This window comes from Paraburkholderia humisilvae, assembly GCF_902859855.1.
GTDB lineage: Bacteria > Pseudomonadota > Gammaproteobacteria > Burkholderiales > Burkholderiaceae > Paraburkholderia > Paraburkholderia humisilvae.
Window position 1 is genome coordinate 42,886 of the sequence record NZ_CADIKH010000029.1, and the last position, 25,706, is coordinate 68,591.

Consider the following 25,706-nt stretch of genomic DNA (forward strand, 5'->3'; position numbering starts at 1 on the left):
GATCAGCCGATCAAGCGTTACGGTGACCGCCGGCATCGCTCCGCGTACGGACCGTCGCGTTTGCACCACTACCCCGCAGTACCGCCGATCTCAGTCCGATGAACGATTCCGCCGCTACCGAGTTGCCCCCTTTCCCGTGCGCCCGCTTCATCAAGGAGATCGGGCGCGGTCCGCATGGCGCCCGTGCGCTGACATCCGAAGATACCCATGCGCTCTATAGCGCGATGCTCGACGGCCGCGTGTCCGACGTCGAGCTGGGCGCCGTGCTGCTGGCTTACCGGTTGAAAGGTGAATCGGCGGATGAACTCGCCGCGATGCTGGCCGCCGCGCATGCATCGTTTGAGCCGATCCGCGTGCCGGATCGGGGGTCGCGCGCGGTGTCCGCAGTGTCGATCCCGAGCTACAACGGCGCACGCAAGCAGCCCAACCTCGTGCCGCTGCTTGCGCTGCTGCTCGCGCGCGAAGGCGTGCCGGTGCTGGTGCACGGCGTGACCGAAGATCCGGGCCGCGTCACGAGCGCGGAAATTTTCGCCCGGCTGCAGGTTGCCGCCGCGCGGACACATAGCGATATCGAAGCCGCCCTCGTCGAACGCCGAGTCGCGTTTGCGCCGATCGGGACGCTTGCGCCAAAGCTCGCGCGGCTGCTCGCACTGCGGCGCGTGATGGGCGTGCGCAACTCGACACACACGCTCGTCAAGATCCTGCAGCCGTTCGCGCCGCCGGCGCTGCGGCTCGTGAATTACACGCATCCGCCGTATCGCGAGAGCCTCACGCAACTGTTCGTCGCGCATCCGGACGCGGCTGCGGGCGGCGCGCTGCTTGCGCGCGGCACCGAAGGCGAAGCGGTCGCCGACACCCGCCGCCAGGTACAGATCGACTGGCTGCATGACGGGCAGTGCGAGACGCTCGTGATGCCGGAGCGGTCGTCCGCGGACGCGCCGACGGTCGATCTGCCCGAAGCGCGCGATGCGGCGACCACGGCCGCGTGGATCGCCGACGTGATGCGCGGCGCGGCGCCCGTGCCCGCCGCGATTGAGCGGCAGGTCGAAGTGATCACCGGGATCGCGAAAAAAGCGGCCTGACCGGCGGTATGCGAGACGGCGGCCACGGCGCACCGCGCAATCCGCGGTTGACATATCTACGCCCGCTGTCTTACATTCGCACCATGCGTTCCATCCTGAACTCCCTCCGAATTACCAGCGGTCGCCTAGCGCGGCCCCTATCGCTACGTCTAGCGTAAGCGAGGCGTAGCGCCGCGTTTGCCTAGGGCTCCCGTCCGAAAGCCGCCGCGGTCCTCCCTGCAGTTCCCCGTTGTTCCTGTTTCATCCCAACCGTAGTTCCTTCACAACCTGTAGTCGTCTGTACTCGCCCGTATACCGTTCGGACGAGTCGCGAGGGTCAAATGCACGTTGCAAGCACTCCGTTGCTGAACGTCGCCGGCGTCACCATCGCCATGGCGTTCTCCACACCGTTCTTCGTCCGCGTCCGTTCGTTGCTCCAGCTAGCGCCGGCGCTTCCCGCCGGCGCGCGGTCCGTGCATCCGTGGTATCGAGCCAACCGCTCGGCGCCTCACCCCATCGCATACGACTAAACGAACGAGGCCATCATGTTGCGCGACCCTGCCGAGAAATACCGCCCCTTTCCCACCGTCCGTTTGAACGGCCGAAAATGGCCGAGTCGCACCATCGATCGAGCGCCGATCTGGATGAGCACCGATCTGCGCGACGGCAACCAGTCACTGATCGAGCCGATGAGCATCGCGCAAAAGCTCGAGTTCTTCGACATGCTGGTGTCGATCGGCTTCAAGGAAATCGAAGTTGGATTTCCGTCCGCCTCGCAAACCGACTTCGATTTCGTTCGCAAGCTGATCACCGAGGCGCGCATTCCCGACGACGTCACGATCGAAGTCCTTGTGCAATCGCGCGAAGACCTGATCGCGCGCACGTTCGACGCGCTCGAAGGCGTGCCGCGCGCGATCGTGCATCTGTACAACGCGATCTGCCCGTCATTCCGCAAGATCGTGTTCAACCAGACGAAGGACGCCGTGAAGGCACTCGCGGTGGAAGGCACGCGGCTGATTCGCCAGCACGCCGATGCGCGACCGCACACGCACTGGATCTACCAGTACTCGCCGGAGACGTTCAGCATGACCGAGCTCGCGTTTGCGCGTGAAGTCTGCGACGCGGTCGCACAAACGTGGCGGCCGACGCGCGAGCACAAGATGATCGTCAATCTGCCGGCCACGGTCGAAGCGTCCACGCCGAACGTCTACGCGGACCAGATCGAATGGATGGACGGCAATCTCGGCTACCGCGACAGCATCATCTTGTCCGTGCATCCGCATAACGATCGCGGCACCGCAGTCGCCGCAGCGGAACTCGCGCTGCTGGCAGGCGCGGATCGCATCGAAGGATGCCTGTTCGGCAATGGCGAGCGCACCGGTAATGTCGATCTCGTCACGCTTGCGTTGAACCTGTACACACAAGGCGTCGATCCGGGCCTCGATCTGTCTGATATCGATGGCGTGCGCCGCGTCGTCGAACGTTGCAATCAGTTGCCGGTGCATCCGCGCCATCCGTATGCGGGCGACCTCGTCTATACGGCGTTTTCGGGCTCGCATCAGGACGCGATCCGCAAGGGCTTCGTGCAGCAGGTGCCCGGCGCGGTGTGGGAAGTGCCCTACCTGCCGATCGATCCAGCCGATGTCGGGCGCGGCTACGACGCGGTGATCCGCGTGAACAGTCAGTCCGGCAAAGGCGGCGCGACTTACCTGCTCGAGCGCGGCATGGGTTTCGCGCCGCCGCGCCGCGTGCAGATCGAGTTCAGTCACGCGGTGCAGGCCGTGGCAGACGAGTCAGGCGCGGAAGTCAGCGGGGAAGCGATCTGCGCGCTGTTTGCCCGCGAATATTTCGATGTGGCAGGGCCAGCGCGGCGCGTCGATACAAGCATCGTGCACTGGGAAGGTCGCCCGATCCGCATCGGGGGCGTTCAAACGGGTGCTGCAAGCGGGGCGCACAGCGGGGCGCACGACGCTCATGCGCAATGGGTCGCCGCTGCGATCGCCACGGCCACCGGCCAGCGGATCGAGATCACGTCGTGCGAAACCGTGCGGGCAACGGACGGCCGTATCGCGGTATTCGTCGGCTGCCGGGTGGGCGACGAAACGCCGCGCCATGGTGGGGGAATCGGCACTGACGAAGCAGCGGCGATCGTCGATGCGGTGATCAGCGGTGTCAATCGCGCCGCCGTGTGGACGTCTGCCGAACGCAGCAAGGTCGCGGCCTGATACGCGCAGAGTAGCGGCAAGCATCGGAAAGAGCCGACGGAAAATTCAAGAGAACGGCGGCAGGAAGGCGGTGCGTCAGTCACGCGGGGCAGTTCCGATCGGACTGCCTTGTACGAACGGTCAGCTCAAGAGGCTATACCGGGAGAGGTGACGGGGGGCAGTAAAAGGTGTCTCTCCGTCATTCCAGCGCGCAGCGGGTCGCCTGCCACGCGATCAGGCGCCACTGCCCTTCTTCCTGCGCCTGAATCGCGGTGTACGCAATCGGAAAAAGCAGTGCACCGTTGTTCGCTTCCATCTCGATCAACGCGCGTCCCGTGACTACGCACGTTTCGCGTCCCACCGGCAGCACATCCTGCGACTGGATCTCGATCTGGCGATAGCGACGGCGGCCAGCGGTAATCGCGTCAATGAACTGCCGCTTGGTCTCGCGTTTGCCGTTCGTATGCACGTAGATCACGCTATCCGAAAGCAACGCGTCGAGCTGCGGTCCATTGCCGTCGACCATCGCGCGAAAGCGATCGCGCTCGAGCCCGCGAATCGCCTCGATTACTTTAGCGGCCATCGCATTCGCCCCTTCACCGACGGAGCCGAAAGCGGCCGCGGTCGTCAGAAGTTGTACTGCACGTATATTTGGTGGAAATTTATACCAGGATTCGGCTCTTTGATACTGGCGTTGGAGAGGTGCTGGAAGCGATAGCCGATCTGATAGTGCTGATGCTCGCCGAACGCGAAACCGGCGCCCGCCATATCCGCGAACTGGAATGCGGAGCTCATCGTAAAGCTGCTCGACTCGCGCGGGTGGGTAATCAAACGCACACCGACGCCCAGTTCCACGTACGGGCGCAGCCAGCCGCTGCCCTTGATAAAGCGAACCACCGGCGTCACACCGAATTCGCCGATGTTGTCGTGCACGTTGCCTTCGTCGGTATGCCACCATGCGGCATGTGCCTCGCCGATCAGCGCAAAATGCCAGTCTCCTATCTCCCACCACGTGAGGTTGGGGTCCCACACGAAACCGAGGTCAAGTTTGCGAACATGGTGGTCCGCCGTACCCGCCGCTAATTGAACACCGAACTGATCGGCCGCCGCAGCCCCGGAAAAGCCGAGAAAAGTTGCCGTGCAAACGCTTTTTAGCACCAGATCACGCCAGAACTCTTTGTTTTCGTTCATCTTGTACCCTGAATTGCCAGGTTGAATCTTCAAGTGAGTTAAGAGCAAAACGGTCGTTTTTTGAGATATCCGCGAACATCGTTCCCTAAAAATTCTGCCACTGCGGTGCGGCTCCCCTCGTTTCAGGAAAGAATGATGCCCCTTAGATGGCCCCACATGCAGTGCGGATGAATCCTAACCTGCTAGGGCAATATTCGCAGAAATGGGTACAATACTATTGAGAATTAGGTTTCGATAGGAAATTCTGGAACTTGGATGATTTTAGAGTCTCTAAGTGTTAGCACTCGGTAAAGCAGAGTGCTAACATCTTGGTGGCGCCGCTTAATACGGCGTTTTGTCTGACCCAAAGGAGTACGCTACGTGAGTAACGCAATGACCCTTCCGAATACTCTCAGCCCGTCGTCGGCTAAGTCCGGCTCGGCAGGTGCACTGACGCTCGCGCACGCTTCGCTTCTGCCCGGGCAGTTGGGCAACATCGACGCCTACATCCAGGCCGTGAACCGGATTCCGATGCTGACGCCGGCAGAAGAGCGGCAGTTCGCGACAGAATTCCGCGAGCAGAACAATCTGGAGTCCGCGCGGCGGCTGGTGCTGTCGCACCTGCGGCTGGTCGTGTCGATCGCGCGCAACTACCTCGGTTATGGCCTGCCGCATGCGGACCTGATTCAGGAGGGCAACATCGGCCTGATGAAGGCGGTGAAACGCTTCGACCCGGCGCAGAACGTGCGCCTCGTGTCGTATGCAATGCACTGGATCAAGGCGGAGATCCACGAATACATCCTGCGCAACTGGCGCATGGTGAAGGTTGCGACCACGAAGGCCCAGCGCAAGCTGTTCTTCAATCTGCGCAGCCACAAGCAGGGTTTGCAATCGTTCACGCCGGACGAGATCGACGGCCTCGCGAAAGAGCTCAATGTGAAGCGTGAGGAAGTCGCGGAAATGGAAACCCGGCTGTCCGGCGGCGATATCGCGCTGGAAGGTCAGGTCGAGGACGGCGAAGAGTCGTTCGCGCCGATCGCTTACCTCGCGGATTCGCATAGCGAACCCACCGCGGTGATCGCTCAACGCCAGCGGGACAAGCTGCACAGCGATGGCATTGCCACCGCGCTCGAGTCGCTCGACGCGCGCAGCCGCCGGATCATCGAAGCGCGCTGGCTGCAAGTCGAAGACGACGGTTCGGGCGGCTCGACGCTGCACGAACTGGCTGACGAATTCGGCGTGTCGGCGGAACGCATCCGGCAGATCGAAGCAAGCGCGATGAAGAAGATGCGCAACGCGCTCGCCGACTACGCATAACGCGTGAATACCGGGCTTTGTCCCGGGCAAGAAAACTGAGGCCCTGCCGTCGAAAGACTGGCAGGGCTTTTTTGTCTCAGTTTCTACCGCGCTCGTCACCCCGGCGTTGCTCCCCGTCGTTCCCTTGACGTAGCGCAACGCGGGTCACAATACTTCTGTCTTCAGGACGCCTTCGCGACTTAATGCCGCATCGCGCAATACGCGTCGCGGCAACCGCGCTCCTAGAATCGTTATGCCCTTGCTAGCGGCCGCCAGGCGCCGCCGGCCAGGTGACGTCGTCATCCACCGATCATGACCATAACGCTCAATCTCAGGAACCCGCTGCGCGCCGCATCGTGGGCGCGCATCGCAAGCTGGGCGCGCGGCCCGACCTTCGCACGCGACATCGTCATCGTGCTCGCGATCAAGTTCGCGCTGCTGTTCGCGCTCAAGCTCGCTTTCTTCAATCATCCGCAGGCGCAACACATGTCGCTGCCGCCTGAGCAAGTCGCACAGGCACTGCTATCGGTGCCCGCATCGAATCCGTCCGAAGGTGATCACCATGCCCGTTAACGAAGTCGTCGAGCTTTCGCGTCTTCAGTTCGCCATTACGGCGCTCTACCACTTCCTGTTCGTCCCGCTCACGCTTGGGCTGTCGTGGCTCCTCGTGATCATGGAGTCCGTCTACGTGATGACGGGCAAGCAGATCTACAAGGACATGACCCAGTTCTGGGGCAAGCTCTTCGGCATTAACTTTGCGATGGGCGTCACGACCGGCCTTACGCTCGAGTTCCAGTTCGGCACCAACTGGTCGTACTACTCGCACTACGTCGGCGATATCTTCGGCGTGCCGCTCGCCGTCGAAGGTCTGATGGCGTTCTTCCTCGAATCAACCTTCGTCGGGTTGTTTTTCTTCGGATGGAACCGTCTTTCGCGGGTTCAGCATCTGATCGTCACATTTCTGGTCGCGCTCGGGTCAAACCTGTCGGCGTTGTGGATTCTCGTTGCGAACGGCTGGATGAACAATCCGGTCGGCGCGGAATTCAACTACGAAACGATGCGCATGGAACTCGTGAACCTGTTCGACGTCGTGTTCAACCCGGTCGCGCAGGTGAAGTTCGTGCATACGGTGTCCGCGGGTTATGTGACTGCGTCGATGTTCGTGCTCGGCGTGTCGTCGTGGTATCTGCTCAAGCGACGCGACACCGAATTCGCGCTGCGCTCGTTCGCGGTCGCAGCAGGTTTTGGACTTGCATCGACTCTCTGTGTCATCGTGCTCGGCGACGAATCCGGCTATCGCACGGGTGAAGTCCAGCAGGTGAAGCTCGCGGCCATCGAATCCGAATGGGAGACCTCGCCGGCGCCCGCGCCGTTTACGATCATCGGTATTCCAAATCAAACGGGAGAGCGCACCGACTACGCGATCCGCATTCCGTACGTGCTCGGCCTGATCGCGACGCGCTCGCTCGATGTGCCCGTGGTCGGCCTGAAGGACCTGATTGCGCGGCACGAAGCGCGCATCAGGAACGGCATGATCGCGTACGAAGCATTGCAGAAGCTCAAGCAAGGCGACACCAGCGACGAAGTGCGCGCCACGTTCGACGAGCACAAGGCCGACCTCGGCTACGGGCTGCTGCTCAAGAAATTCGCGCCGAACGTGACTGATGCAACACCAGAGCAAATCAGGCAGGCCGCGAAGCAATCGATTCCACCGGTCGCGCCGGTGTTCTACTCATTCCGCCTGATGGTCGGTCTTGGCTTCCTGTTCCTCGCGACCTTCGTGCTCGCATTCTGGTTCTGCGCACAGCGTTCGCTGCTGCTCGACAAGCGTCGCTGGTTCCTGCACTGGGCCGTGTGGGCGATTCCGCTGCCCTGGCTCGCCGCGGAGTTCGGCTGGATCGTCGCCGAAGTCGGGCGCCAGCCGTGGACAATCGCCGGCATTCTGCCGACCGCGCTGTCCGCGTCCAGCCTTGCGCCGAGCGACCTCTACGTGAGCCTTGCGGGCTTTGTGCTGTTCTACACCGCGCTGTTCGTCATCGAGATCATGTTGATGTTCAAGTACGCGCGACTCGGGCCGTCGTCGCTGCACACCGGGCGCTACCACCATGAAACGCTGCGCGAGCAGCCGATTGGCGCGAAAACGGCGACCTGACGCGCCGCTGTCCGATCCGCCTCTTTCTGTACGGAAAACATCATCATGGACTACGCAACCCTCAAATTGATCTGGTGGGCGCTGATCGGCGTGCTGCTGATCGGCTTCGCGCTCACCGACGGCTTCGATATGGGCGTCGGCATGCTTCTGCCGTTCATCGGCAAGACGGACAACGAACGGCGTATTGTCGTCAACACAGTCGGCGCGACCTGGGAAGGCAATCAGGTGTGGCTGATCACGGCGGGCGGCGCGATGTTCGCCGCATGGCCGCTCGTTTATGCGGCATCGTTTTCAGGCTTCTACTTCGCGATGCTGCTGGTGCTGTTCGCCCTGTTCTTCAGGCCGGTCGGATTCGACTACCGCGGCAAACGCGACAATCCCCGCTGGCGCAACGCATGGGACTGGGCGTTGTTCGTCGGCGGCTTCGTACCGGCGCTGGTGTTCGGCGTTGCGTTCGGCAATTTGCTGCAAGGCGTGCCGTTCGCCTTCGACCAGGACCTGCGCACGACTTATCACGGCAGTTTTTTCGCGTTGCTGAATCCGTTCGCGCTGCTGTGCGGACTCGTCAGCGTGTCGATGCTCGCTGCGCACGGCGCGGCATTCGTCAGGACGAAGTCAGATGGCATGATCGCAAAGCGCGCGGCGCGCGCGCTGCGCATCGCATCGCTTGTCGCCGTTGTGCTGTTTCTGCTGGCGGGCGCGCTGATCGCGACCGCGATCGGCGGATATCAGATCGTCGATGCTCCGCCGCTCGACACGGTGGCAAACCCTCTGCTGAAAAGCGTGATTGGCGCGCCGGGCTTGTGGCTCACGAACTATGCGTCGTATCCGTGGATGACGGCCGCGCCGAGCGCCGGCGTGCTCGGCGGACTGCTCGCATCGTTGCTCGCCAGTTCCCGCTTTGAGAAGACCGCGTTTCTCGCGACGTCGCTCATGGTGAGCGGCGTGATTCTGACTGCCGGGTTTTCGATGTTCCCGTTCATCATGCCGTCGTCACTCGATGCACGCAGCAGCCTGACCGTCTGGGACTCGACGTCGAGCCGCATGACGCTGCAGATCATGCTGATCGCGGTCGTGATCTTCCTGCCGATCATTCTTGCGTACACGAGCTGGGTGTATCGCGTGATGCGCGGCAAGGTGACCGCGCAAGCGCTCGAGCGAGACCATCACTCGATGTATTGACCACCGACGCGCGAAGCCTTGCGCCGCGCGTCGCATCAACAAGGGGTATTCAATGTGGTATTTCAGCTGGATTCTCGGCATTGGCGTCGCACTCGCGTTTGGCATCATCAACGTGATGTGGCTTGAGGCGCGGCGTTCGACCGTCGTGGCAACAACGAAGCGGTAAACGCAACGCGGCGCCCTTGTATCAAGGGCGCCGCGTCTACTTCGCTGCGTCGTTTCCCGCTGCTGGTTCGCGGACTTGCGCAGTTCGACTTTCGACTACGCCGGCTGTACCGCGGCGCCGCCAGTCGCCGGCAAGCGCGCCGACAGCTGCTGCTCATAGCGTTGCGCAGCTCGCCCGACGACCACATGGAACGTATCGGTCGACACCCACGCGACATCGAGCATGCCGAGCCGCTGACGGTCCACCGCCGACGCATCGCGCACGACGATGCGCAGACGCGTCGCTGCGACCACCTGCAGCGACACGATATTCGTCGCGCCGCCGAACACCGCGAGCCAGCGCAGCGGATCCGGGTCCAGCGGACCGCTCGCGGCTGCCGATGCCGCGGCAACCGCCGCGACCGTCTCAGCGGCCGACGTCTGAGCCACCGAAAGCGCGGCATGGCTCGCCGCGGCGGCTCCGCCGCCCGAAGTGCCTGCGGCGTCGACGCCCTGCCCGATCGCCGTGCGGATTTCGTCGGCAATGATGTCCGCTTCCGGCCCGATGATCACCTGCACATTGGTCGAACCGCGCTTCAATACGCCACGTGCGCCGATCGATTTCAATCCGGCGTCCGACACTTTTTCAGAATCCCGCACCGACAGACGCAAACGCGTGGTGCATGCATCGACGACCGTCAGATTGTCCGCACCGCCCAACGCTGCGATATACCGTTGCGCACGCGGCAGTGCTGAGCCGGCCGCCGGCGCGACATAGCCGCCGGCGACGGCCGCCGAAACGGCCTGTACGGAATCGGCGCCTTCCGGCTCACGGCCCGGCGTCGCCATGTTGAACTTGCGGATGAAGAAGCGGAACAGGCCGTAGTAAACAACCGCGTAAGCGAGCCCTATCAGAATCGCCTGCCAGCCTTTCGTCGACAGCCCGTAGTTCAATACGTAGTCGATCGCACCGGCCGAGAACGTAAAGCCGAGATGGATGCCGAGCGCCGAGCAGATCGCCAGCGCGAGGCCGGTCAGCACCGCGTGAATCGCATACAGCACCGGCGCGAGGAACATGAAGCTGAATTCGATCGGCTCGGTGACGCCGGTCAGAAACGACGTCAGCGCCATCGAGAACAGCAGGCCGCCGACCACCGCGCGGCGCTCCTTCGGCGCTTCGTGGAACATCGCCAGACACGCGGCCGGCAGGCCGAACATCATGACCGGGAAGAAGCCCGTCATGAAGGTGCCCGCAGTGGGGTCGCCGGCAAAGAAGCGATGCAGGTCGCCGGTCACCGCGGCGCCGCCGGGCGGCGTAAACGTGCCGAACACGAACCACGCAAGCGAGTTCAGAATGTGATGCAGGCCTGTCACGAGCAGCAGCCGGTTCAGCAGACCGAATACGAACGCGCCGATTGCGCCGGCCGTCGTCAGCCAGTGGCCCGCGATGTCGATCGCCGACTGTATCGGCGCCCACACATAGCCGAACACAATGCCCAGCACGAGACACACGACACCCGTGACAATCGGCACAAAACGCTTGCCGCCGAAGAACGCGAGGTAGTCGGGTAGCTTGATGTCCTTGTACCGGTTGTACAGCATCCCGGCGACGATACCCGCGATGATCCCCGACAGCACACCCATGTTGAGCTTGTCGTTGATGTCCTTCATCACCGCGACTTCGACGAGATAGCCGATCGCGCCGGCCAGCGCCGCGACGCCGTTATTGTCCTTCGCAAAGCCGACCGCGACGCCGATCGCGAACAGCAGCGGCAGGTTGTCGAAGATCGCACCGCCCGCATCGGCAATCATCTTGATGTTGAACACGTCCGGCTGTCCAAGCCGCAATAGCAGCCCGGCGACCGGCAGCACCGCAATCGGCAGCATCAGCGCGCGACCGAGGCGCTGCACCTTCAGAAAAGGGTTTCCATCCATTGTCCGCTCCACTCCACTTTCTTTTCATCGCGACGTCGAATGACGTCCATGCATGGGCATGCGTCAGCGCGGCGTGCGCCGCGCATTCGCGCTTTCACTTAATCGAGCGGCCAGTTTTGCCGGCTCGCCGTTCTTACCGCTTGTGCCGAATCGAGCGCGAGCGCATCCTGCGCGCGCTGACGGCACTGCTGGTAATCGAGGGTGCGCACTCGCGCCTTGATCGCCGGCACCGACACCGGGTCCACCGAAAGCTCGGTCACACCGAGGCCGACGAGTAGCGGCACCGCGAGCGGATCGCCCGCGAGCGCGCCGCACACGCCGACCCACTTGCCGTGCTTCTGTGCGCCGCGCACGGTCGCATCGATCAGCCGCAGCACGGCCGGATGCAGTCCGTCGGACTGTGCGGCGAGCTCCGGCTGACAACGGTCCATCGCGAGCGTGTACTGCGTGAGATCGTTGGTGCCGATCGACAGGAAGTCCGCGTGCTGCGCAAGCTGGTCGGCAAGCAGTGCGGCCGACGGCACCTCGATCATCACGCCCACTTCGACCGGCTCGGTGCGTCCGGCTTCATTTGCGAGTTCGTCGATACGGCGGCGCAAGCGCACCAGTTCGCCGGCGTCGGTCACCATCGGCAACAGAATGCGCACGGCGCTGACCGGCTGCACCGCGAGCAATCCGCGCAACTGATCGTCGAGCAGATCCGGACGTACCTGCGCGAGACGGATGCCGCGCAAGCCGAGCGCCGGATTCGGTTCGGGCGGCAGCGTCAGATAGTCGACCTCCTTGTCCGCGCCGACGTCGAGCGTGCGGATGATCGCCGTGCGACCCGCGAGCGCATCGACAATCACCTGATAGCTCTGCCGATGTTCGTCGACGCTCGGCGCCGCCTGCCGGTGAATAAACAGCAGCTCGGTGCGCAACAGGCCGACCGCGTCGGTGCCGTTGTCGACAGCGGTCTTCGCATCGTCGAGCGTCGCGATGTTCGACGCGACTTCGACGCCACGGCCATCGCGTGTCGCCGCGACCTGATGCGACGCGCGCCGATTCGTTTCGCGCACGCCGGCAAGGCGCCGGCATTCATTGCGCGCGCGCTCGACATCGCGCAGGCTCGGCGCGTATTCGAGCCGACCGTGGCTCGCGTCGACGACCACCTGCGTGTGTTCCGCGATCCGGTGCAGCGCGTCGCCCATCGCGACCAGCGCCGGGAGGCCCAGCTGCCGCGCGATGATCGCCGCATGCGAAGTCGCACCGCCGCGCGCCATCAGCAGCGCGGTCACGCGCGTGCGATCGAGCGACGACAGATCGGACGGCGTGAACTCGTCGGCGGCCAGCACGGCTTCGTCGGGCAGTGCGCGCGCCGCCGTGTTTGCATAGCCGAGTGCGCGCAGCACGCGTTTGCTGATGTCGCGCAGGTCCGCCGCGCGTTCGGCGAGCAGCGTATCGTCAACGTTCGCCAGAACCGCGATCTGCGACTGGATGGCTGCGCGCCATGCGAATCCCGCGCTCTTGCCCAGGCTGATCAGATCGCGCGCTGCATCGACGAGCGTCGGGTCTTCGAGCAACACACGATGCACGGTGAAAATGCCCGCCGCGCCGACCGCGCCGCGCTGCGACGCGTCGCGCACGGTCGCGTTCAATTCCGCGTCGACCGCGGCGATCGCTTTGTCAAGGCGCCGGCTTTCCGATGCAGGGGTGCCTTGCGCGTGCTCGGGCGTCACGATATCGGCGTCGTCCCAACGCACGAGCTTGCCGACCGCGACGCCCGGCGCCGCGCACACGCCCGCAAGCGTGTTCGGCGCGGATGTCGCAGCGTTCGACGCAACGCTCGCCCCCATCAAACCCTCAACCTGCGGCGCCGGCGAGCTTTGCCGCGCCGGCTTCTCTTCGATCTCGCCATGCGCTTCGCGCATCAGTTCATGCGCAACCGCTTCGACTGCCGCCGCCGCCTGCGCGCCGATGCCGACAATCTCGACCGTCGCACCTGCGCCCGCACCCAGCCCGAGCAAACCGACGACGCTTTCGACCGGCGCCTTGCGCCCGTTGTAGCGCACCTCGACATGCGCATCGAAGCCGCGCGCCGCTTCGCGCACGCGCGCCGCGGGCCGCGCATGCAGGCCGCCGGCGTGCGCCAGCGTGACTTGCCGGCGCGCCTCGTCGGTCACCGCGCTGGCACTGCGCGCTGTTTCGGCAGCGGCGCCAGCGCGCGCACGCAGCACGAGTAGCGGCGTTTCGCCAGCTTTCAGCTTGTCGCCGCTGGCGCTGCACTCGACGATCTCAAACGCCTCGGAATTCGCGATCGCGATCACTGACACGAGACTCGGCGCCGTGCGTGCAATGGTGTCCTGATCGAACTCGATCAGCACGTCGCCGGCGCGTACGTGTGCGCCCTGTTCGATCATCGGCGCGAAGCCTTTGCCGTTCAGCGCGACGGTGTCGATGCCGATATGCAGCAACACTTGCGCACCTTCCGCGGTCACGATCGTCACCGCATGCCCGGTACGCGCAATATGGGTGATCACGCCGTCGCACGGCGCAAGCAGCTTGCCTTCGAGCGGATCGACGCCGATCCCGTCGCCGAACATGCCACCCGAGAACACGGGGTCGGGCACGTCCGCGAGCAGCACCGCGGGTCCGGTCAATGGCGCAACCAGAACGATATGGTCTGCTAAATCATTCACCGCCTGGCTGTTCGCAGGACTGGCCGTATGGCTCATCAAAACTATCTCCTCGACACGTCGCATCTGGGTTCCCGATCAGTGAGTTTCTGTGACCTTGTTCAGATGGCGAGGCGCGTCAGGGTTGCGTCCGCGTGCAGCCGCAAGGCCGGCTGCCATCACATAGAAGGAAAGGATCGCGGCGATCGGATCGAGCGCCGGATGGGCCGTCGACACAAGCGGCAGGGTGCGCTCTGCGATAGAGTCCGGTGCCGCGAGCAGCACACGCGCACCACGCGCCTGCATGTCGCGTGCGAGCTGCAGCAGGCCTGCCTGCTCGGGGCCCGGCAGCGCGAACACGAGTAGCGGATAGTCGCGATCGATCAGTTCCATCGGACCGTGCCGCACTTCGGCGCTCGAAAACGCTTCGGCCTGGATGCCGGACGTTTCCTTCAGCTTGAGCGCCGCTTCCTGCGCGATCGCCAGGCCAAGACCGCGACCGATCACGATCATCCGCTCGATGCCGCGTAACTCGTCGATCGCTTTCGACCAGTCGAGCGCGCCCGCCTTCTGCAGCGCATCGGGCAACGATTGCAGCGCGCCGAGCAAGGCGCCATCGCGCTGCCAGCGCGCGACTAGTTGGGCGGAAACCGACAGCATCGCGATGTAGCTCTTGGTCGCGGCGACGCTAACCTCCGGGCCTGCCAGCAGCGGGAGTTGCCATTCGCAGATGTCCGCGAGCGGCGATTGCGGAGCGTTCACCGCGGCCACCGTCAGTGCACCCGCGTTGCGCAGCGCGGCCATCGTGCCGACCAGATCAGGACTCTTACCGGATTGCGAGAACGCGATCGCAAGCTGTTCGCGTACCCGCAGCGGCGCTTGCTGCAGCGTCGCGACCGACATCGGCAGCGACGCGACCGGCACGCCGAGCCGGCTCATCGCGAGGCTCGCGAAGTAGCTCGCGGCGTGGTCGGAGCTGCCACGCGCAACGGTCAGCGCGACATCGCGCGGCCGGGTCGAAAGGCGCAGCGCAAGCGCCTCGACAGGCGACGGTTCCGCGAGTTGCGCGGCGACCGCTTGCGCGGACGCCAGCGCCTCTTTAAGCATATTCGACAATCGATTCTCCTTCGACGTAGGTCGCAGTCAACGCCAGCTCCCGGTCGAACACGACAAGGTCGGCCCACGCGCCCCGCGCGATACGGCCGCGGTCTTCGATGCCGAGGTAGTCGGCGGCATGGCGCGACAGACGGTTTGAAACATCGGCCATCGGCAGGCCGAGCGAACACAGGTTGCGCAACGCCTGATCCATCGTCAGGGTGCTGCCGGCGAGCGTGCCGTCTGCCAGACGCACGCCGCCAAGACACTTCGTCACGTGCTGGCTGCCGAGCCGGTACTCGCCGTCGGGCATGCCAGTCGCCGAGGTGCTGTCAGTGACCACGTAGAGGCGCGGAATCGCGCGCATCGCGGCACGAATCGCGCCCGGATGCACGTGCAGCAGATCGGGAATGATCTCTGCGTATTCAGCGTGCGCCAGCGCCGCGCCGACCATGCCCGGATTGCGGTGATGCAGCGGCGACATCGCATTGAACAGGTGCGTGAAACTGCGCGCACCGTGTTTCATCGCGGCCACCGCATCGTCGTACGTGCCGAGTGAATGTCCCAGTTGAACGCGCACGCCGCGCGCCGCGATCTCCGAGATGATGTCCATATGGCCGGCGATTTCCGGCGCGATCGTGACGACGCGAATGGGTCCGAGTGCGAGGTACTGCAACACTTCGTCGAGCACCGCGGACACCGCGGCGTCCGGCTGAGCGCCGAGCTTGCCCGGATTGATGTATGGGCCTTCGAGATGCACGCCCAGCACACGCGAGCCGCCGGGCGTCCGGTTGCGCGCGGCGCCGCCGAGGCCCGCGACCACATTCATCAGCTCATCGCGCGGCGCGGTCATGGTCGTCGCGAGCAGGCTCGTGGTGCCGTGCCGCGCGTGCGTGCGCGTGATCGCCTCGATGGCATTGCCCGCTTCCATCACATCGGCGCCACCGCCGCCATGCACGTGCAAGTCGATGAAGCCCGGCAGGATGTACGGCGCGTCGTTCGTCGACGGATCGACCACGTGGCCCGACAGCGCCGTGATACGGCCGTTTTCGAATTCGAGTGTGCCGTGGATCCATCCATCGGTGGTGAGTATGTTTCCGGTCAGCATGAGTCTCTCTAGGAAAGCGTGATGCAATGCGTGACTGAGGTCGCCGTGCGATGTTCCGCAGCGTCGGCCGTTTTAAAGGCGGAGCTCCGCGACGAAGTCGTAGTAGTCGTCCCGGCAGTAGGTATCCGTTAGCTCGATGGCGCGCTGGTCCGCGCTATAGCCGACCCGCGTGATCAGCAGCAGCGCGGTACGCGGCTCGACGCCCATCAGTTCGGCGATCTCGCTTGATGCATTGACCGCGCGAAAGTGCTGCAAGGCGCGCACCACGGCAACACCACGCCGCTCGAGATAACTGTATAGCGAGCCGTCGATCGCGACCGGGTCCGGCACGATCGCGGCGGGCAGCGCCGAGTGTTCGACCGCCATCGCGATGCCGTCCGCGCGGCGCAGGCGCCGCAGGTTCGCGACCGCCGCGCCCGGCGACAGCCCGAGTTGCACGATCTCGTCGCGCGTCGCCGCGCGCACGTCGCGCTCGAGCCAGATCGAATCGGGCCGGAAGCCGCGCTGCTCCATCTTCTTCGTAAAGCCGGTCAAGCGCGACAGCGGATCCTCAACGCGCGGCGTGATGAAACTGCGCGCCCCCGGCGCGCGCCGGATCAGGCCTTGCTCGACGAGAAGCGCGATCGCCTTGCGCGCGGTAATGCGCGACACGCCGATCGAATCCGACAGCGTGCGCTCGGACGGCAACGCCTCGCCCGCCGACCAGACGCCGCAGTGAATTGCCGTTGCAAGATTGCGCGCGAGTTGCAGATACAGCGGCGTGACGTTGCGCGCGTCGGGCATCAGGGCAGACCAGCGTGTTTCCATGGGCTGTGGCGGATCGAGAGACGAAGAGATGGCGCATCACACGAAGATTGGAGCCCATTATATAACCACAATAATACCAGTCAATAGACTGGTATCTAGCCGGTCTATCCGCCTCAATGCCTTGCCACATAAGGGTTTTCTTGAATTTTTGGATTTGCATCCGCTGCGGGAAGCGGACCAGGACATACCCGTATGAAGACCACACTGGATACCAGTTGAATTATGTGGTTACCGCCAGGCGGCGCTGGCTGGCCAGCGCAACATGCACGCGCGCGATGCAGAGGACACTGCCAACCTGTGCAGGTTTTTAACTTGCAACGATCGAATATAGTTGCCGCCGGGTAAAAACTACTGGAGTCCTTAAGGTGCCTGATCCTGCCGCACTACGGCGCGCGCAAGCCGTCCGCCACTTCAACCGCTTCTACACGAAGCACATCGGCGAGCTCCACGAACATGTGCACAGCAGCGAGTTTTCGTTGACCGAAATCCGCGTGCTTCGCGAACTCGCGCTCGGCCGCGTCCAGACTGCGGCTTGCCTTGCCCGCGGCCTTGGTCTCGACAGCGGCTACCTGAGCCGGCTTCTGACCGGCTTCGAGCGCCGCAAACTGATTGACCGGAAACCGTCGGTCACCGACGCCCGTCAGTCGCTGCTGTCGATTACTGAAACCGGGCGCGCCGCGTACCAGCCGCTCGACGCGGCGGCGATCGACGACGTGTTGACGACGCTCGCAAGACTCGGCAACGTTTCGCAGGAACAGTTGATCGACGCGATGAAGCTGATCGAGCGTCTGCTCGACACGGGGCCGCGGCACCGCAACGTCACGCTGCGCGCGCCACGCGCCGGCGACTACGGCTGGCTCGTGCATCGCCAGGCGCAGCTCTTCGCGCTCGGACATGGATGGGATCATCGCTTCGAGGGCTTGCTGGCGCAGACGGTCGCCGAATTCTCGGAATGCCACGATCCGCGGCTTGAGACATGCATGATCGCCGAACAGCAGGGAACGGTCGCCGGTTCCGCGCTGATCACGCGGCTGGAAGCGGATACCGCGATCGTGAGGATGCTGTATGTCGAGCCCGACGTACAGCGCCTCGGCATCGGTACCCAGTTGATCAGCGAATGTGTGAGCTTTGCCAGGCGCGCCGGCTACGCGAAGCTTTCGGTGACGACGGAGAGTGCGTTACTCGACGCGCGGCGCCTGTTCGAGCACGCGGGCTTTACGCGGATGAGCGCCGAGCCGGCGCAGCGCTTCGGCCGACGGCTCGTGCTCGAACGCTGGATGCGGAACCTTTGATACAGGCGCCTTGAATGCGGGCGGGAGGACAGGAGGACGTGCCGCCCGAGGCATCCGTTGCACCCGATGCGTCAGAAAGACGGTACCACCGAGCCCTTGAATTCAGTCCTGATGAACTGGCGCACGTCTTCCGACTGATACGCGGCGACCAGTTTCCTGACCCACGGCTTGTCCTGGTCCTGCGCGCGCACCGCGATCAGTTAGCGTACGGGCTGGCCGCAAAGGCGAATGGCGCGCCGTCAGACGCGCCATTCTCATCGATTGCTGGTCGGCTGTTGGCGTTTATACGGCCACTTGGCCGTCGCGCTGAACGCGACCGCGCGTAACGGTCAAAACGTCGTCCAGTCACCTTCGTCGACCGCCTTAGCCGTAGAGGACGGTGTCACTGGCGTTGGGCTCTTTCTGGTTGCGGCGAGTGTGGTCAGTCCCGGTACGGGCAGTTTTTGCGCGACGCGCGCGGTGTCCTCGGATGCGGTTGCGGATGCGGATGAGGCGGTCGCAGCAACAGATGCTGCAGACGTCTTTGGCACAGGCTGCCTGGTGAGCTGCTTTTCGATAGCCGGCTTTGTCACGCCCGGTAATGCCACGCGCTTCGCCGCCACCACCGGCCCATCGCCCACGCGGAACGTGTTGACCGCATCGCGCAAGCGCGCCGCCTGGTCCTGCAACGACGCGGCCGCGGCAGTCGCCTGCTCGACCAGCGCGGCGTTCTGCTGCGTGACTTCGTCCATTTGCGTGACTGCGCGGCCGACCTGCGCAATGCCGCTGCTCTGCTCTTCCGAGGCCGCGGCGATCTCGCCCATGATGTCGGTGACGCGCCGCACCGCCTGCAGGATTTCACCCATCGTCGCGCCGGCCTGCTCAACGAGCGTCGAGCCGTTGTTGACCCGCTCGACCGATGCGCCGATCAATTGCTTGATCTCTTTCGCCGCCGTCGCACTGCGCTGCGCGAGGCTGCGCACCTCGCCCGCCACCACGGCGAAGCCGCGGCCCTGTTCGCCCGCGCGCGCCGCTTCGACCGCTGCGTTCAATGCAAGGATATTGGTCTGGAACGCAATGCCTTCGATCACACCAATGATGTCGGCAATCTGCCGCGAGCTGTCGTTGATCTCCCCCATCGTGCCGATCACGCGGCTCACCACTTCGTTGCCCTTCGTCGCGATATCGGATGCGTTGTGCGCGAGACCGCTCGCCTGACGCGCATTATCGGCATTCTGCTTCACCGTCGCCGTCAGTTGCTCCATGCTTGCTGAGGTTTCCTGCAGCGACGCGGCCTGCTGCTCGGTGCGCTGCGACAGATTGTTGTTGCCGGCGGCGATCTGCTGCGTCGCCGACGCGATCGCCTCGGCCGAATGCCGGATCTCGCCGATCGCGCGTTGCAGGCGGTCCTGCATCGCATTCATCGCCGCCATCATGCTCGACGAGTCGTTCGCACGCAGGCTGACGATCTGCGTCAGATCGCCGGTCGCGATGCGCGCGGCGAGCTGCGCGGCCTGCTGCGGTTCACCGCCGAGACCGTTGCGGATGCTGCGCATCAAGACGACCATCGCGAGCGTGATCAGCGCGCCGATCACAAGCACTGCAATCAGATGCTCGGCGATCGTCTGATAGTAGACCGTATCGACGTCGCGCACGAATACGCCGCTCGTGATGTACCAGTCCCATGGCGCAAAGCGCTCGACGTAGCTCAGCTTGGGCAGCGCGGTTTCGCTGCCCGGCAGCCGTCCGCGATACGACGTGAAGCCGCGGCCGTTCGCCTTTGCGCTGTCGAGCACCGACATGTACAACAGCTTGCCGTCCGGGTCCTTGAAATCGCCGACCGGCTTGCCGACCATCTGCGGCAGCGTCGGGTGCATCAGCACGACCGGCTTCGAATCGATCACGAACAGATAGCCGGCGTCGCCATAACGCATCGTCGCGAGGCGCGCGAGTGCTTCGCGCTGCGCGTCGGCTTCGCTCAGCTTGCCCGCCTGCGACAGCGTGTAGTAGCCGTTCACGACGCCCTGCGCCGCGTCGACGAGATTTACCATGCCGGCCTTGCGCTCGGCCAGCATCGTCGAGCGCGTCTCGACCGCGCTCAGCAACCCGATGCCCAGCAACCCCAGCCAGACAAGCGCGAGCGACAGCCACAGCTTGCGATTCAGACTCATCCCGCTCATTGTTTTGGTCTCTTTCGTGTGGTTTCTGCGGCAATCGCAAGGCCGCGCGAACGCGGCGCAAACGATTGCTTACGAGATAACGGCAGAAATGGTGAGGGACTTGAGGGATGCGCCCGACGCGTAGTTCAAGCGGTTGTCGGCGGCTACTGATAGTTGATCGTGAACGTCATTGACGAATTGGCGCTGCCCGCCTTGGCGGTGCCGGTGCGATAGTAGCGCGCCGTCAGCGGAATCGTGTAGCTGCCGGCCGCGCCGGAAACAAAGTTCGTAAAGGCGATCTGCTTGCTGAGCGGTACGACGTTTCCAGAGCCGTCCAGCAACTGCACACCCGCGCCTTGCGCAGTCGAACCGCTGTCAAACGCGACCACGGAATTCGCGCTGTTCAGCACGGTAGTGGTCGGATCGATCTGGTACTTGATGGTATTGATGCCAGCCGGGCAGTTGTTCAATGCGATGTTGAACTTCGTCGATGACGTTGTCGCGCCGACAGCGGCAAGTTCCGACAGGTTGTGCGTGCCGAGCGTCGCCGTGACATTCGGTGTGGTGCACGATGCCTGGCCAACTGAAATCGAGTTGGTCAGCGACATAGTTAGAACCGCGAGCGTGCCGTACGTCAAGACCGCGACCGACCCGCCGGGTACGGTAGCGCCCGCCGCAATGGGTCCGGTTTTGATCAGTTGGAACGCGTTGGGCAGCGAGGTGGACCCGCCGCCATTGCCCTTGGCGGTGCCATAGCTAACCCAGCTATAGGCCGTCCCGCTGTCCATGTACTTCCATGAGAACGACAACCCGGTGTTTCCAATCGGGTAGACAGTCTGATTTGCAGCGGGCTGAGTACCAATCAGACTTTGCACGCCAAACGGGTCGTTGGCGCAGCTTGTTTTGCCCGTCGGAGCAGAAGTTACATACGATGACGTGTAGACGACCGTGCCATTGGGCGTATCGCGTGGCACGTTGACGACCGTGTTCACCGGGATGGTCACCGTGACGGGCCCGCCTGACGTAAACCGGCAGGCCGCGTTCGCAGCGGGAGCAATCAACCAACATAGCAATGCGATCGCAGCCGTTCGAAGCGCCAACCGTACGAAGCGCGCGGCGGCCGATGTGCGCACACGCAATGAAGTGAGAAGCTTGACATCCATGTCATCTGAAAAGTACATCGTCGAACCTTGAAAAATTGAACCGCGACATGTGCACGCGGTTACTTGCATGGCACATCGACAAGTGCGGGCAGCACCTCACGCTTGCGCTGTTGCAGCAACGTGTAATGAACGGTGCAAACCTTGTTCGTCTGGGCCTCCCATCTGATCGACAAGTCGCCCTCATTCCGGGTCAATCCGGTCACAACCGCCAGGCCGTCCTGACTGACAGTACCGACGTTATTGCCGTCCGAATCGAAGATCTGTGCGCCGAACGGCGGCGCTGTCCCGTCTCTCAGGTGTGCACGCAGCAACGCCGCACGTCCGGCCGCTTCGGTGTCGAACTTCAGCGGCACCACTGCGCCTGCGGTCGGCACCGCACGCTGCACAGTCGACTTGAGCGTCACATTCATAGGCAATCCCTTCGGGTCCAGTTCGACGTCGTTCGACGCATACGGTGTCAGCGAAGACACGACCGCATGCCCCCACGGATCGACGCGCAACCCGCTCGCACTGGTGACACGCGCACCATCCGCGCCCTTGGCCTCGATTACGCCAAGCGTGTCGCCGAGTTGTGGAGCGAACGCGATACCTCCACCGTATGCGACGATCCCGCCCGCGATGCCGGCGCCCGCCTGGGTGTAGCCCGTACCGGCGCCGGCGTTGGCCGTCAAGGTCGCAAAACGCGTCGTGTATGAGACATTGCCGCCCGCGGTCGTCGACGCGCCCGTCGAGCCGCCGCCAGCGAAGCTTGCGTTGACGCCATAGGAAACCGCGTTGTCGTCGCCGAGCGTGCCGGCCACCGACTGCTGCAGCAGCGTGCCGCCGCTCGCGCTATCGTGTTGCAGCATCGACGTGGCAGTCGGCGCGTGGCCGCCCGTGCCGAGCGGAATGGTCAGATTGGCCATCACACGCGTGTCCCATTGCCGGTTCGTCGAGTCGAATTCGCGAGAAATCGATACCCCGTAGCCGATGCGCTTGTAGAAATTGTTGTAGCCCGCCTGGAACTGCGTGTCGGTACCGCCGCGATTCCAGTAGTTCTGTGTAGAACCGGTCAGATAAAGCGTGCCGCGCTTTTCACCGAGGTTCTGATTGAGCGTCAACTGCAACCGCGACTTCTGCAGCGAAGAGTACATATCCGTCTGCGCCATAAAGTTCGGGTCGCGCAGTGCGGCCGCGTCTTCCATGCTCAGGAAGCCCCCCGTCGAATAGCGGTACGCCGCGACCGAGATGTTGGTGTCGGTCGGAGCAACGAGCTTCGAGTAGCTGAACCGATAGCTCTGTCCGCTGCGTGCCGGCATGCGTCCACCGAACGTTGCGTAGGACTGCGTCACGTCGAAGCCGAATGCGCCGTACTTCGTGTTGATCGCCGCACCGAGCACGCCGGACATGTAGTCTTGCGCCACAACCACCCCACCGTATGCGGTAACCGTATTGTTCAAGCCGCGCTGCAAAGTGAACTGGAACACGGGCGGGTTGTTGTGCAGCGACGGGTTGCGGTACTCGCCCGCGACAAAGCTGTACCGCGTCACGCCTGCGCGCAGTGCATTCACGGGTGACGAAAAAGGCACCGAAGAGGTATGGACGCTGCCGTCCGCCTCCGTGACAACGATTTGCAGATCGCCGCCATACCCGGTCGGATAAAGATCGTCAATCGCGAATGCGCCCGGCGCAACGTTGGTTTCATAGATGATGTTGCCGTTCTGCCGGATCTGCACCTTCGCGTTGCTGTTCGCGATGCCGCGCACCACCGGCGCATAACCGCGCTGCGACTCGGGCAGCATCCGATCGTCGCTTGTCAGTTGTATGCCGCGCAGGCCAAAACTGTCATAGACGGCGCCGTCGGTAAACGAGTCGCCGATGGTCAATTGCCCCTTCAGCGGCGTGATCCCGCGCTGCGCGTAGACAGCGACGTTCTGATATCGCGTGGGCGTCCCCGTGTGTTGTGTCACGTTGCCCTGACTGCGAAACCGCCAGGCGCCGACGTTGACGCCCGCGTTGAGGCCGACGTAGCTTTGCGTCGACGACAGGCCGCCTGAATCCGACCGGTACACGTTTGCGTTGTACTGCAGCGTCGCCGCCGTGACGCCGTTGTCCCAGTACTTCGGGTCGACGTAACCGCGCGCCTTGTTGTCGAGCGCGATCTGCGGCACGCTCACGTCAAGCCGCTGCTCCGAGTTGTCGAACGTTGCGGTCGCATCTTTTACGAGCGAGGACAACGTCATGCAGGCGCCGGTCCCGGAAGATTGACCAAGGGCGGCGAGTGCCTGCTCAGGAAGCTTGCGCAGATCGACGCCAACATGCTGCAGCAATTCGTTGTCGAAGCATGGCTCCACACGCCCCGCACCGACATCGCGCTAAGTGACCTCGATGCGGCCGCGCCATACTTCGTTCACGTACAAATCCGATTTGTACGTACCTGGCAACGCGACGTTGCCCTTGTTAAATCGGTCGATATCGACGCGTGTGCCATCCTGCGCGAGCAGAAACTGCTCATTGAACTGCACGTCCGCGCCCTCGGGCACTGAAGCGGTCGGCTCGACGACCGGGGGCAAGGCGCCATAGGCGCCCGCCGCGACGATCGACAGCACGAGCGCCGAAAGGAGCTTCAACCGTGGCGCTCTCGCGCTGGATTCAGATTGCCTTTTCATGGGACGTGTAGCTGAAATAGGGACGTGCGAAGCCACGCGCCGCGCGTAGCGGGGCGCTTGGATCGATGTGTGACTGGGGAGCGGCCGGCGGGTCTGGCGAACGCCTTCGACGCGCGTTTACGTGTTCACGCGTGCCATGAGCGGCGCGGAGGGCCGGCTTCGGAAACGGTCAACGAATCGGCGTCTCGTGCTCGTCTTCACCGCCGTAGTCGTTGATCGAGAAAAAGCGCGCGACCTCACCGGGGTGTGCCTGGGTTTCAGTAACCGGCATGGACTTGCTGGCGCCCGGTGCGATCATGTCGGAGTCGAGCGATTTCGCGACCATCGCGCCGCTTGCATCCTTCACTTCGAATGACGAGACGGTCACGTAATACGGCGTCGGATTGGAAACGGTCAGCGTCGTTTTGCTGTCGTTGCGGGACCACTGCCACGTCAGTTGCCGCGGCGCTTCCGCAGCGGACATCTTCAGACCTGTCGGCCGGTAGAACAGCTTGATCCGTGTACGAAATGCGAGCTGCAGATGGTTCTGCCCGGATTCGTCAGCGCCCGGCTTTGGCGGAATTTCGAGTACGTTCAAGTAGAAGACGGACTCCCGGTCGTTCGGCAATGTGTCGTTGATCCGGAAGATGCGGATGGTCTGCGCCTTGCTGGGATCAATGCGCGAAACCGGCGGGGTCAACGTGAACGGAGTAGCAACTGTCGACGGTGCCGCTTTAGGATCGCCATTATCGATCCATGTCTGGGCTAGCGCTGCCGCTTGACCTTGATTGGAGAGCTTGACAGTGACTTCGCTAGCGTCCGCGCTATAAATCACGCGCGTGGCGCCGATTACGATCGATGCGCGCGCAACGGTCGCACCCGCGAGGCTCGCAATTACGAAACCAACCATTAGGACAACTTTGTATACTGGATGAACTATGCGGAACTTCATTGCTGTTGCCTCATGGCGAGCGTCTGGTGCCCGCGCAGATCCTGTTACACAGGCTGCGCGGAACCGCCAGATCACCGCCGTGAGGCGGTGACAAGTGGGTGGTCGACCGGTAATTGGCCGAATTGGCTTACGGATACGTGATCGTGTAATTGACTTGCGAAACAGCTGCGCCGGGCGTGGTTGCGCCGGTTGCAAAATATTGCGCAAAGTAATTCAACGTAGCGGCGCCGGAATCGAGCGCGACGGCCTGCGAATTCTGCGAATCCTTCGCAAAACCAGCCTTGATCGGCGAGCCGTCATGGTTCAGCAACTGGATTTCCACATTACCCGCGCCGCCGGAGTTGACCAGCAGATTGCCGTTCGACGTATCCGTGTTTCCCGGCTCGAAGTACGTGGCGACATTGCCCGTACCCGGCGTGCAACCGGACAGCGAAATGTTGAACGGCGTGCGGCCGGCCGTGGTGCTGGCGCTGCCCAGCGCACTGGTGGAAACGGTCGGCAGGCTAACCGTGAAGTTCTTCGCAGACGTGCCGTTGCCGTTGATCGTGCAGGTTTGCGCGGACAAGCTGCCATTGAAAGTAATGGTGCCGTCGTACGCATGAGCGGACATCGGGACAAGCGCGCTTGCCGCCAACGTACCGATCGCCGCCATCGAGAGGAGTGACTTCTTCATTCAGATACCTAGTAGAAAAGTAACGTTGTTAGACGACGTCGACCTCGCAATTC

General features: G+C 63.4%; 20 protein-coding genes and 2 pseudogenes. 8 read left to right on the forward strand and 14 right to left on the reverse strand.

Annotation, left to right across the window (positions count from 1 at the left end; translation table 11 throughout):
* The first annotated feature begins 98 nt into the window (after positions 1-98).
* Positions 99-1,082, forward strand: a complete 984-nt coding sequence (gene ybiB / locus HV796_RS26060) for a DNA-binding protein YbiB (RefSeq protein WP_175229379.1) — start codon at positions 99-101, stop codon at positions 1,080-1,082.
* A 524-nt stretch (positions 1,083-1,606) separates the two neighbouring features.
* Entirely contained in the window at positions 1,607-3,286 is a 1,680-nt protein-coding gene (gene leuA / locus HV796_RS26065) for a 2-isopropylmalate synthase (RefSeq protein WP_175229380.1), read from the forward strand.
* 178 nt (positions 3,287-3,464) lie between these two features.
* On the opposite strand, the gene HV796_RS26070 is transcribed toward leuA, so the two are convergent.
* Together HV796_RS26070 and HV796_RS26075 are read right to left on the reverse strand one after the other, a co-directional pair.
* Complete coding sequence (locus HV796_RS26070) at positions 3,465-3,848, reverse strand: nuclear transport factor 2 family protein (RefSeq protein ID WP_175229381.1); 384 nt, start codon at positions 3,846-3,848, stop codon at positions 3,465-3,467.
* Between the two features lie 44 nt (positions 3,849-3,892).
* The gene (locus HV796_RS26075; protein WP_175229382.1) at positions 3,893-4,456 is read right to left on the reverse strand and encodes an acyloxyacyl hydrolase; all 564 of its coding nucleotides are present in this window, start codon (positions 4,454-4,456) and stop codon (positions 3,893-3,895) included.
* 360 nt (positions 4,457-4,816) lie between these two features.
* Here HV796_RS26075 and rpoH point away from each other — a divergent pair, with 360 nt between their 5' ends.
* The 5 genes from rpoH to cydX all read left to right on the forward strand — a co-directional run bounded on the left by rpoH (position 4,817) and on the right by cydX (position 9,231).
* Complete coding sequence (rpoH, locus tag HV796_RS26080) at positions 4,817-5,752, forward strand: RNA polymerase sigma factor RpoH (RefSeq protein ID WP_175229383.1); 936 nt, start codon at positions 4,817-4,819, stop codon at positions 5,750-5,752.
* A 291-nt stretch (positions 5,753-6,043) separates the two neighbouring features.
* Positions 6,044-6,304 carry a cytochrome oxidase putative small subunit CydP gene (cydP, locus tag HV796_RS26085; RefSeq protein WP_175229384.1) on the forward strand — a complete coding sequence of 87 codons (261 nt, stop codon included), beginning with the start codon at positions 6,044-6,046 and terminating at the stop codon, positions 6,302-6,304.
* Positions 6,294-7,883 (forward strand): cytochrome ubiquinol oxidase subunit I, encoded by a 1,590-nt coding sequence (locus HV796_RS26090; protein ID WP_175229385.1) that lies wholly within the window; start codon positions 6,294-6,296, stop codon positions 7,881-7,883. Before cydP ends, HV796_RS26090 begins: the two co-directional genes overlap by 11 nt.
* 45 nt (positions 7,884-7,928) lie before the next feature.
* Complete coding sequence (gene cydB, locus HV796_RS26095; protein ID WP_175229386.1) at positions 7,929-9,065, forward strand: cytochrome d ubiquinol oxidase subunit II; 1,137 nt, start codon at positions 7,929-7,931, stop codon at positions 9,063-9,065.
* A 52-nt stretch (positions 9,066-9,117) separates the two neighbouring features.
* Positions 9,118-9,231 (forward strand): cytochrome bd-I oxidase subunit CydX, encoded by a 114-nt coding sequence (cydX, locus tag HV796_RS26100; RefSeq protein ID WP_175229387.1) that lies wholly within the window; start codon positions 9,118-9,120, stop codon positions 9,229-9,231.
* Positions 9,232-9,326: 95 nt separating this feature from the next.
* Here the strand turns inward: cydX and nagE are convergent, their stop codons facing one another.
* The 5 genes from nagE to HV796_RS26125 form a co-directional block, all read right to left on the reverse strand.
* Entirely contained in the window at positions 9,327-11,144 is a 1,818-nt protein-coding gene (nagE, locus tag HV796_RS26105) for an N-acetylglucosamine-specific PTS transporter subunit IIBC (RefSeq protein ID WP_175229388.1), read from the reverse strand.
* Between the two features lie 98 nt (positions 11,145-11,242).
* Entirely contained in the window at positions 11,243-13,885 is a 2,643-nt protein-coding gene (gene ptsP, locus HV796_RS26110; RefSeq protein ID WP_175229389.1) for a phosphoenolpyruvate--protein phosphotransferase, read from the reverse strand.
* A 12-nt stretch (positions 13,886-13,897) separates the two neighbouring features.
* Positions 13,898-14,905 (reverse strand): SIS domain-containing protein, encoded by a 1,008-nt coding sequence (locus tag HV796_RS26115; protein WP_175229428.1) that lies wholly within the window; start codon positions 14,903-14,905, stop codon positions 13,898-13,900.
* A complete protein-coding gene (nagA, locus tag HV796_RS26120) occupies positions 14,898-16,001 on the reverse strand; it encodes an N-acetylglucosamine-6-phosphate deacetylase (protein WP_175229390.1) in 1,104 nt (367 codons plus the stop codon). The genes HV796_RS26115 and nagA overlap by 8 nt, the downstream gene beginning before the upstream one ends.
* Before the next feature lie 72 nt (positions 16,002-16,073).
* Positions 16,074-16,808: a GntR family transcriptional regulator gene (locus HV796_RS26125; RefSeq protein WP_175229391.1), complete on the reverse strand. Its 735-nt coding sequence runs from the start codon at positions 16,806-16,808 to the stop codon at positions 16,074-16,076.
* Between the two features lie 365 nt (positions 16,809-17,173).
* On the opposite strand from HV796_RS26125, the gene HV796_RS26130 reads away from it, so the two are divergent.
* Entirely contained in the window at positions 17,174-18,100 is a 927-nt protein-coding gene (locus tag HV796_RS26130; protein ID WP_175229392.1) for a bifunctional helix-turn-helix transcriptional regulator/GNAT family N-acetyltransferase, read from the forward strand.
* A gap of 71 nt (positions 18,101-18,171) precedes the next feature.
* On the opposite strand, the pseudogene HV796_RS26135 reads toward HV796_RS26130, so the two are convergent.
* From HV796_RS26135 to HV796_RS26165, 7 genes and pseudogenes are all read right to left on the reverse strand, one after another.
* Positions 18,172-18,317: pseudogene (locus HV796_RS26135) on the reverse strand (MetQ/NlpA family ABC transporter substrate-binding protein); the annotation flags it as partial.
* Between the two features lie 112 nt (positions 18,318-18,429).
* Positions 18,430-20,250: a methyl-accepting chemotaxis protein gene (locus tag HV796_RS26140; protein WP_175229429.1), complete on the reverse strand. Its 1,821-nt coding sequence runs from the start codon at positions 20,248-20,250 to the stop codon at positions 18,430-18,432.
* Positions 20,251-20,402: 152 nt separating this feature from the next.
* The gene (locus tag HV796_RS26145; protein ID WP_175229393.1) at positions 20,403-21,242 is read right to left on the reverse strand and encodes a fimbrial protein; all 840 of its coding nucleotides are present in this window, start codon (positions 21,240-21,242) and stop codon (positions 20,403-20,405) included.
* A gap of 218 nt (positions 21,243-21,460) precedes the next feature.
* A complete protein-coding gene (locus HV796_RS26150) occupies positions 21,461-23,452 on the reverse strand; it encodes a fimbria/pilus outer membrane usher protein (protein WP_281369831.1) in 1,992 nt (663 codons plus the stop codon).
* Positions 23,453-23,464: 12 nt separating this feature from the next.
* Positions 23,465-24,049: pseudogene (locus HV796_RS45480) on the reverse strand (FimD/PapC N-terminal domain-containing protein); the annotation flags it as partial.
* Between the two features lie 169 nt (positions 24,050-24,218).
* The gene (locus tag HV796_RS26160) at positions 24,219-24,938 is read right to left on the reverse strand and encodes a fimbria/pilus periplasmic chaperone (RefSeq protein WP_175229396.1); all 720 of its coding nucleotides are present in this window, start codon (positions 24,936-24,938) and stop codon (positions 24,219-24,221) included.
* 169 nt (positions 24,939-25,107) lie between these two features.
* Complete coding sequence (locus tag HV796_RS26165; protein WP_175229397.1) at positions 25,108-25,653, reverse strand: fimbrial protein; 546 nt, start codon at positions 25,651-25,653, stop codon at positions 25,108-25,110.
* Positions 25,654-25,706 lie beyond the last annotated feature (53 nt).

Coding starts and splice junctions, on each gene's coding strand:
- leuA (WP_175229380.1), top strand. CDS start 1,607: ATGTTGCGCGACCCTGCCGAGAAATACCGCCCCTTTCCCACCGTCCGT.
- cydX (WP_175229387.1), top strand. CDS start 9,118: ATGTGGTATTTCAGCTGGATTCTCGGCATTGGCGTCGCACTCGCGTTT.
- nagA (WP_175229390.1), bottom strand. CDS start 16,001: ATGCTGACCGGAAACATACTCACCACCGATGGATGGATCCACGGCACA.
- HV796_RS26160 (WP_175229396.1), bottom strand. CDS start 24,938: ATGGTTGGTTTCGTAATTGCGAGCCTCGCGGGTGCGACCGTTGCGCGC.
- HV796_RS26140 (WP_175229429.1), bottom strand. CDS start 20,250: ATGAGTCTGAATCGCAAGCTGTGGCTGTCGCTCGCGCTTGTCTGGCTG.
- HV796_RS26090 (WP_175229385.1), top strand. CDS start 6,294: ATGCCCGTTAACGAAGTCGTCGAGCTTTCGCGTCTTCAGTTCGCCATT.
- cydP (WP_175229384.1), top strand. CDS start 6,044: ATGACCATAACGCTCAATCTCAGGAACCCGCTGCGCGCCGCATCGTGG.
- nagE (WP_175229388.1), bottom strand. CDS start 11,144: ATGGATGGAAACCCTTTTCTGAAGGTGCAGCGCCTCGGTCGCGCGCTG.
- ybiB (WP_175229379.1), top strand. CDS start 99: ATGAACGATTCCGCCGCTACCGAGTTGCCCCCTTTCCCGTGCGCCCGC.
- HV796_RS26070 (WP_175229381.1), bottom strand. CDS start 3,848: ATGGCCGCTAAAGTAATCGAGGCGATTCGCGGGCTCGAGCGCGATCGC.
- ptsP (WP_175229389.1), bottom strand. CDS start 13,885: ATGCGACGTGTCGAGGAGATAGTTTTGATGAGCCATACGGCCAGTCCT.
- HV796_RS26125 (WP_175229391.1), bottom strand. CDS start 16,808: ATGGAAACACGCTGGTCTGCCCTGATGCCCGACGCGCGCAACGTCACG.
- HV796_RS26165 (WP_175229397.1), bottom strand. CDS start 25,653: ATGAAGAAGTCACTCCTCTCGATGGCGGCGATCGGTACGTTGGCGGCA.
- HV796_RS26115 (WP_175229428.1), bottom strand. CDS start 14,905: ATGCTTAAAGAGGCGCTGGCGTCCGCGCAAGCGGTCGCCGCGCAACTC.
- cydB (WP_175229386.1), top strand. CDS start 7,929: ATGGACTACGCAACCCTCAAATTGATCTGGTGGGCGCTGATCGGCGTG.
- HV796_RS26075 (WP_175229382.1), bottom strand. CDS start 4,456: ATGAACGAAAACAAAGAGTTCTGGCGTGATCTGGTGCTAAAAAGCGTT.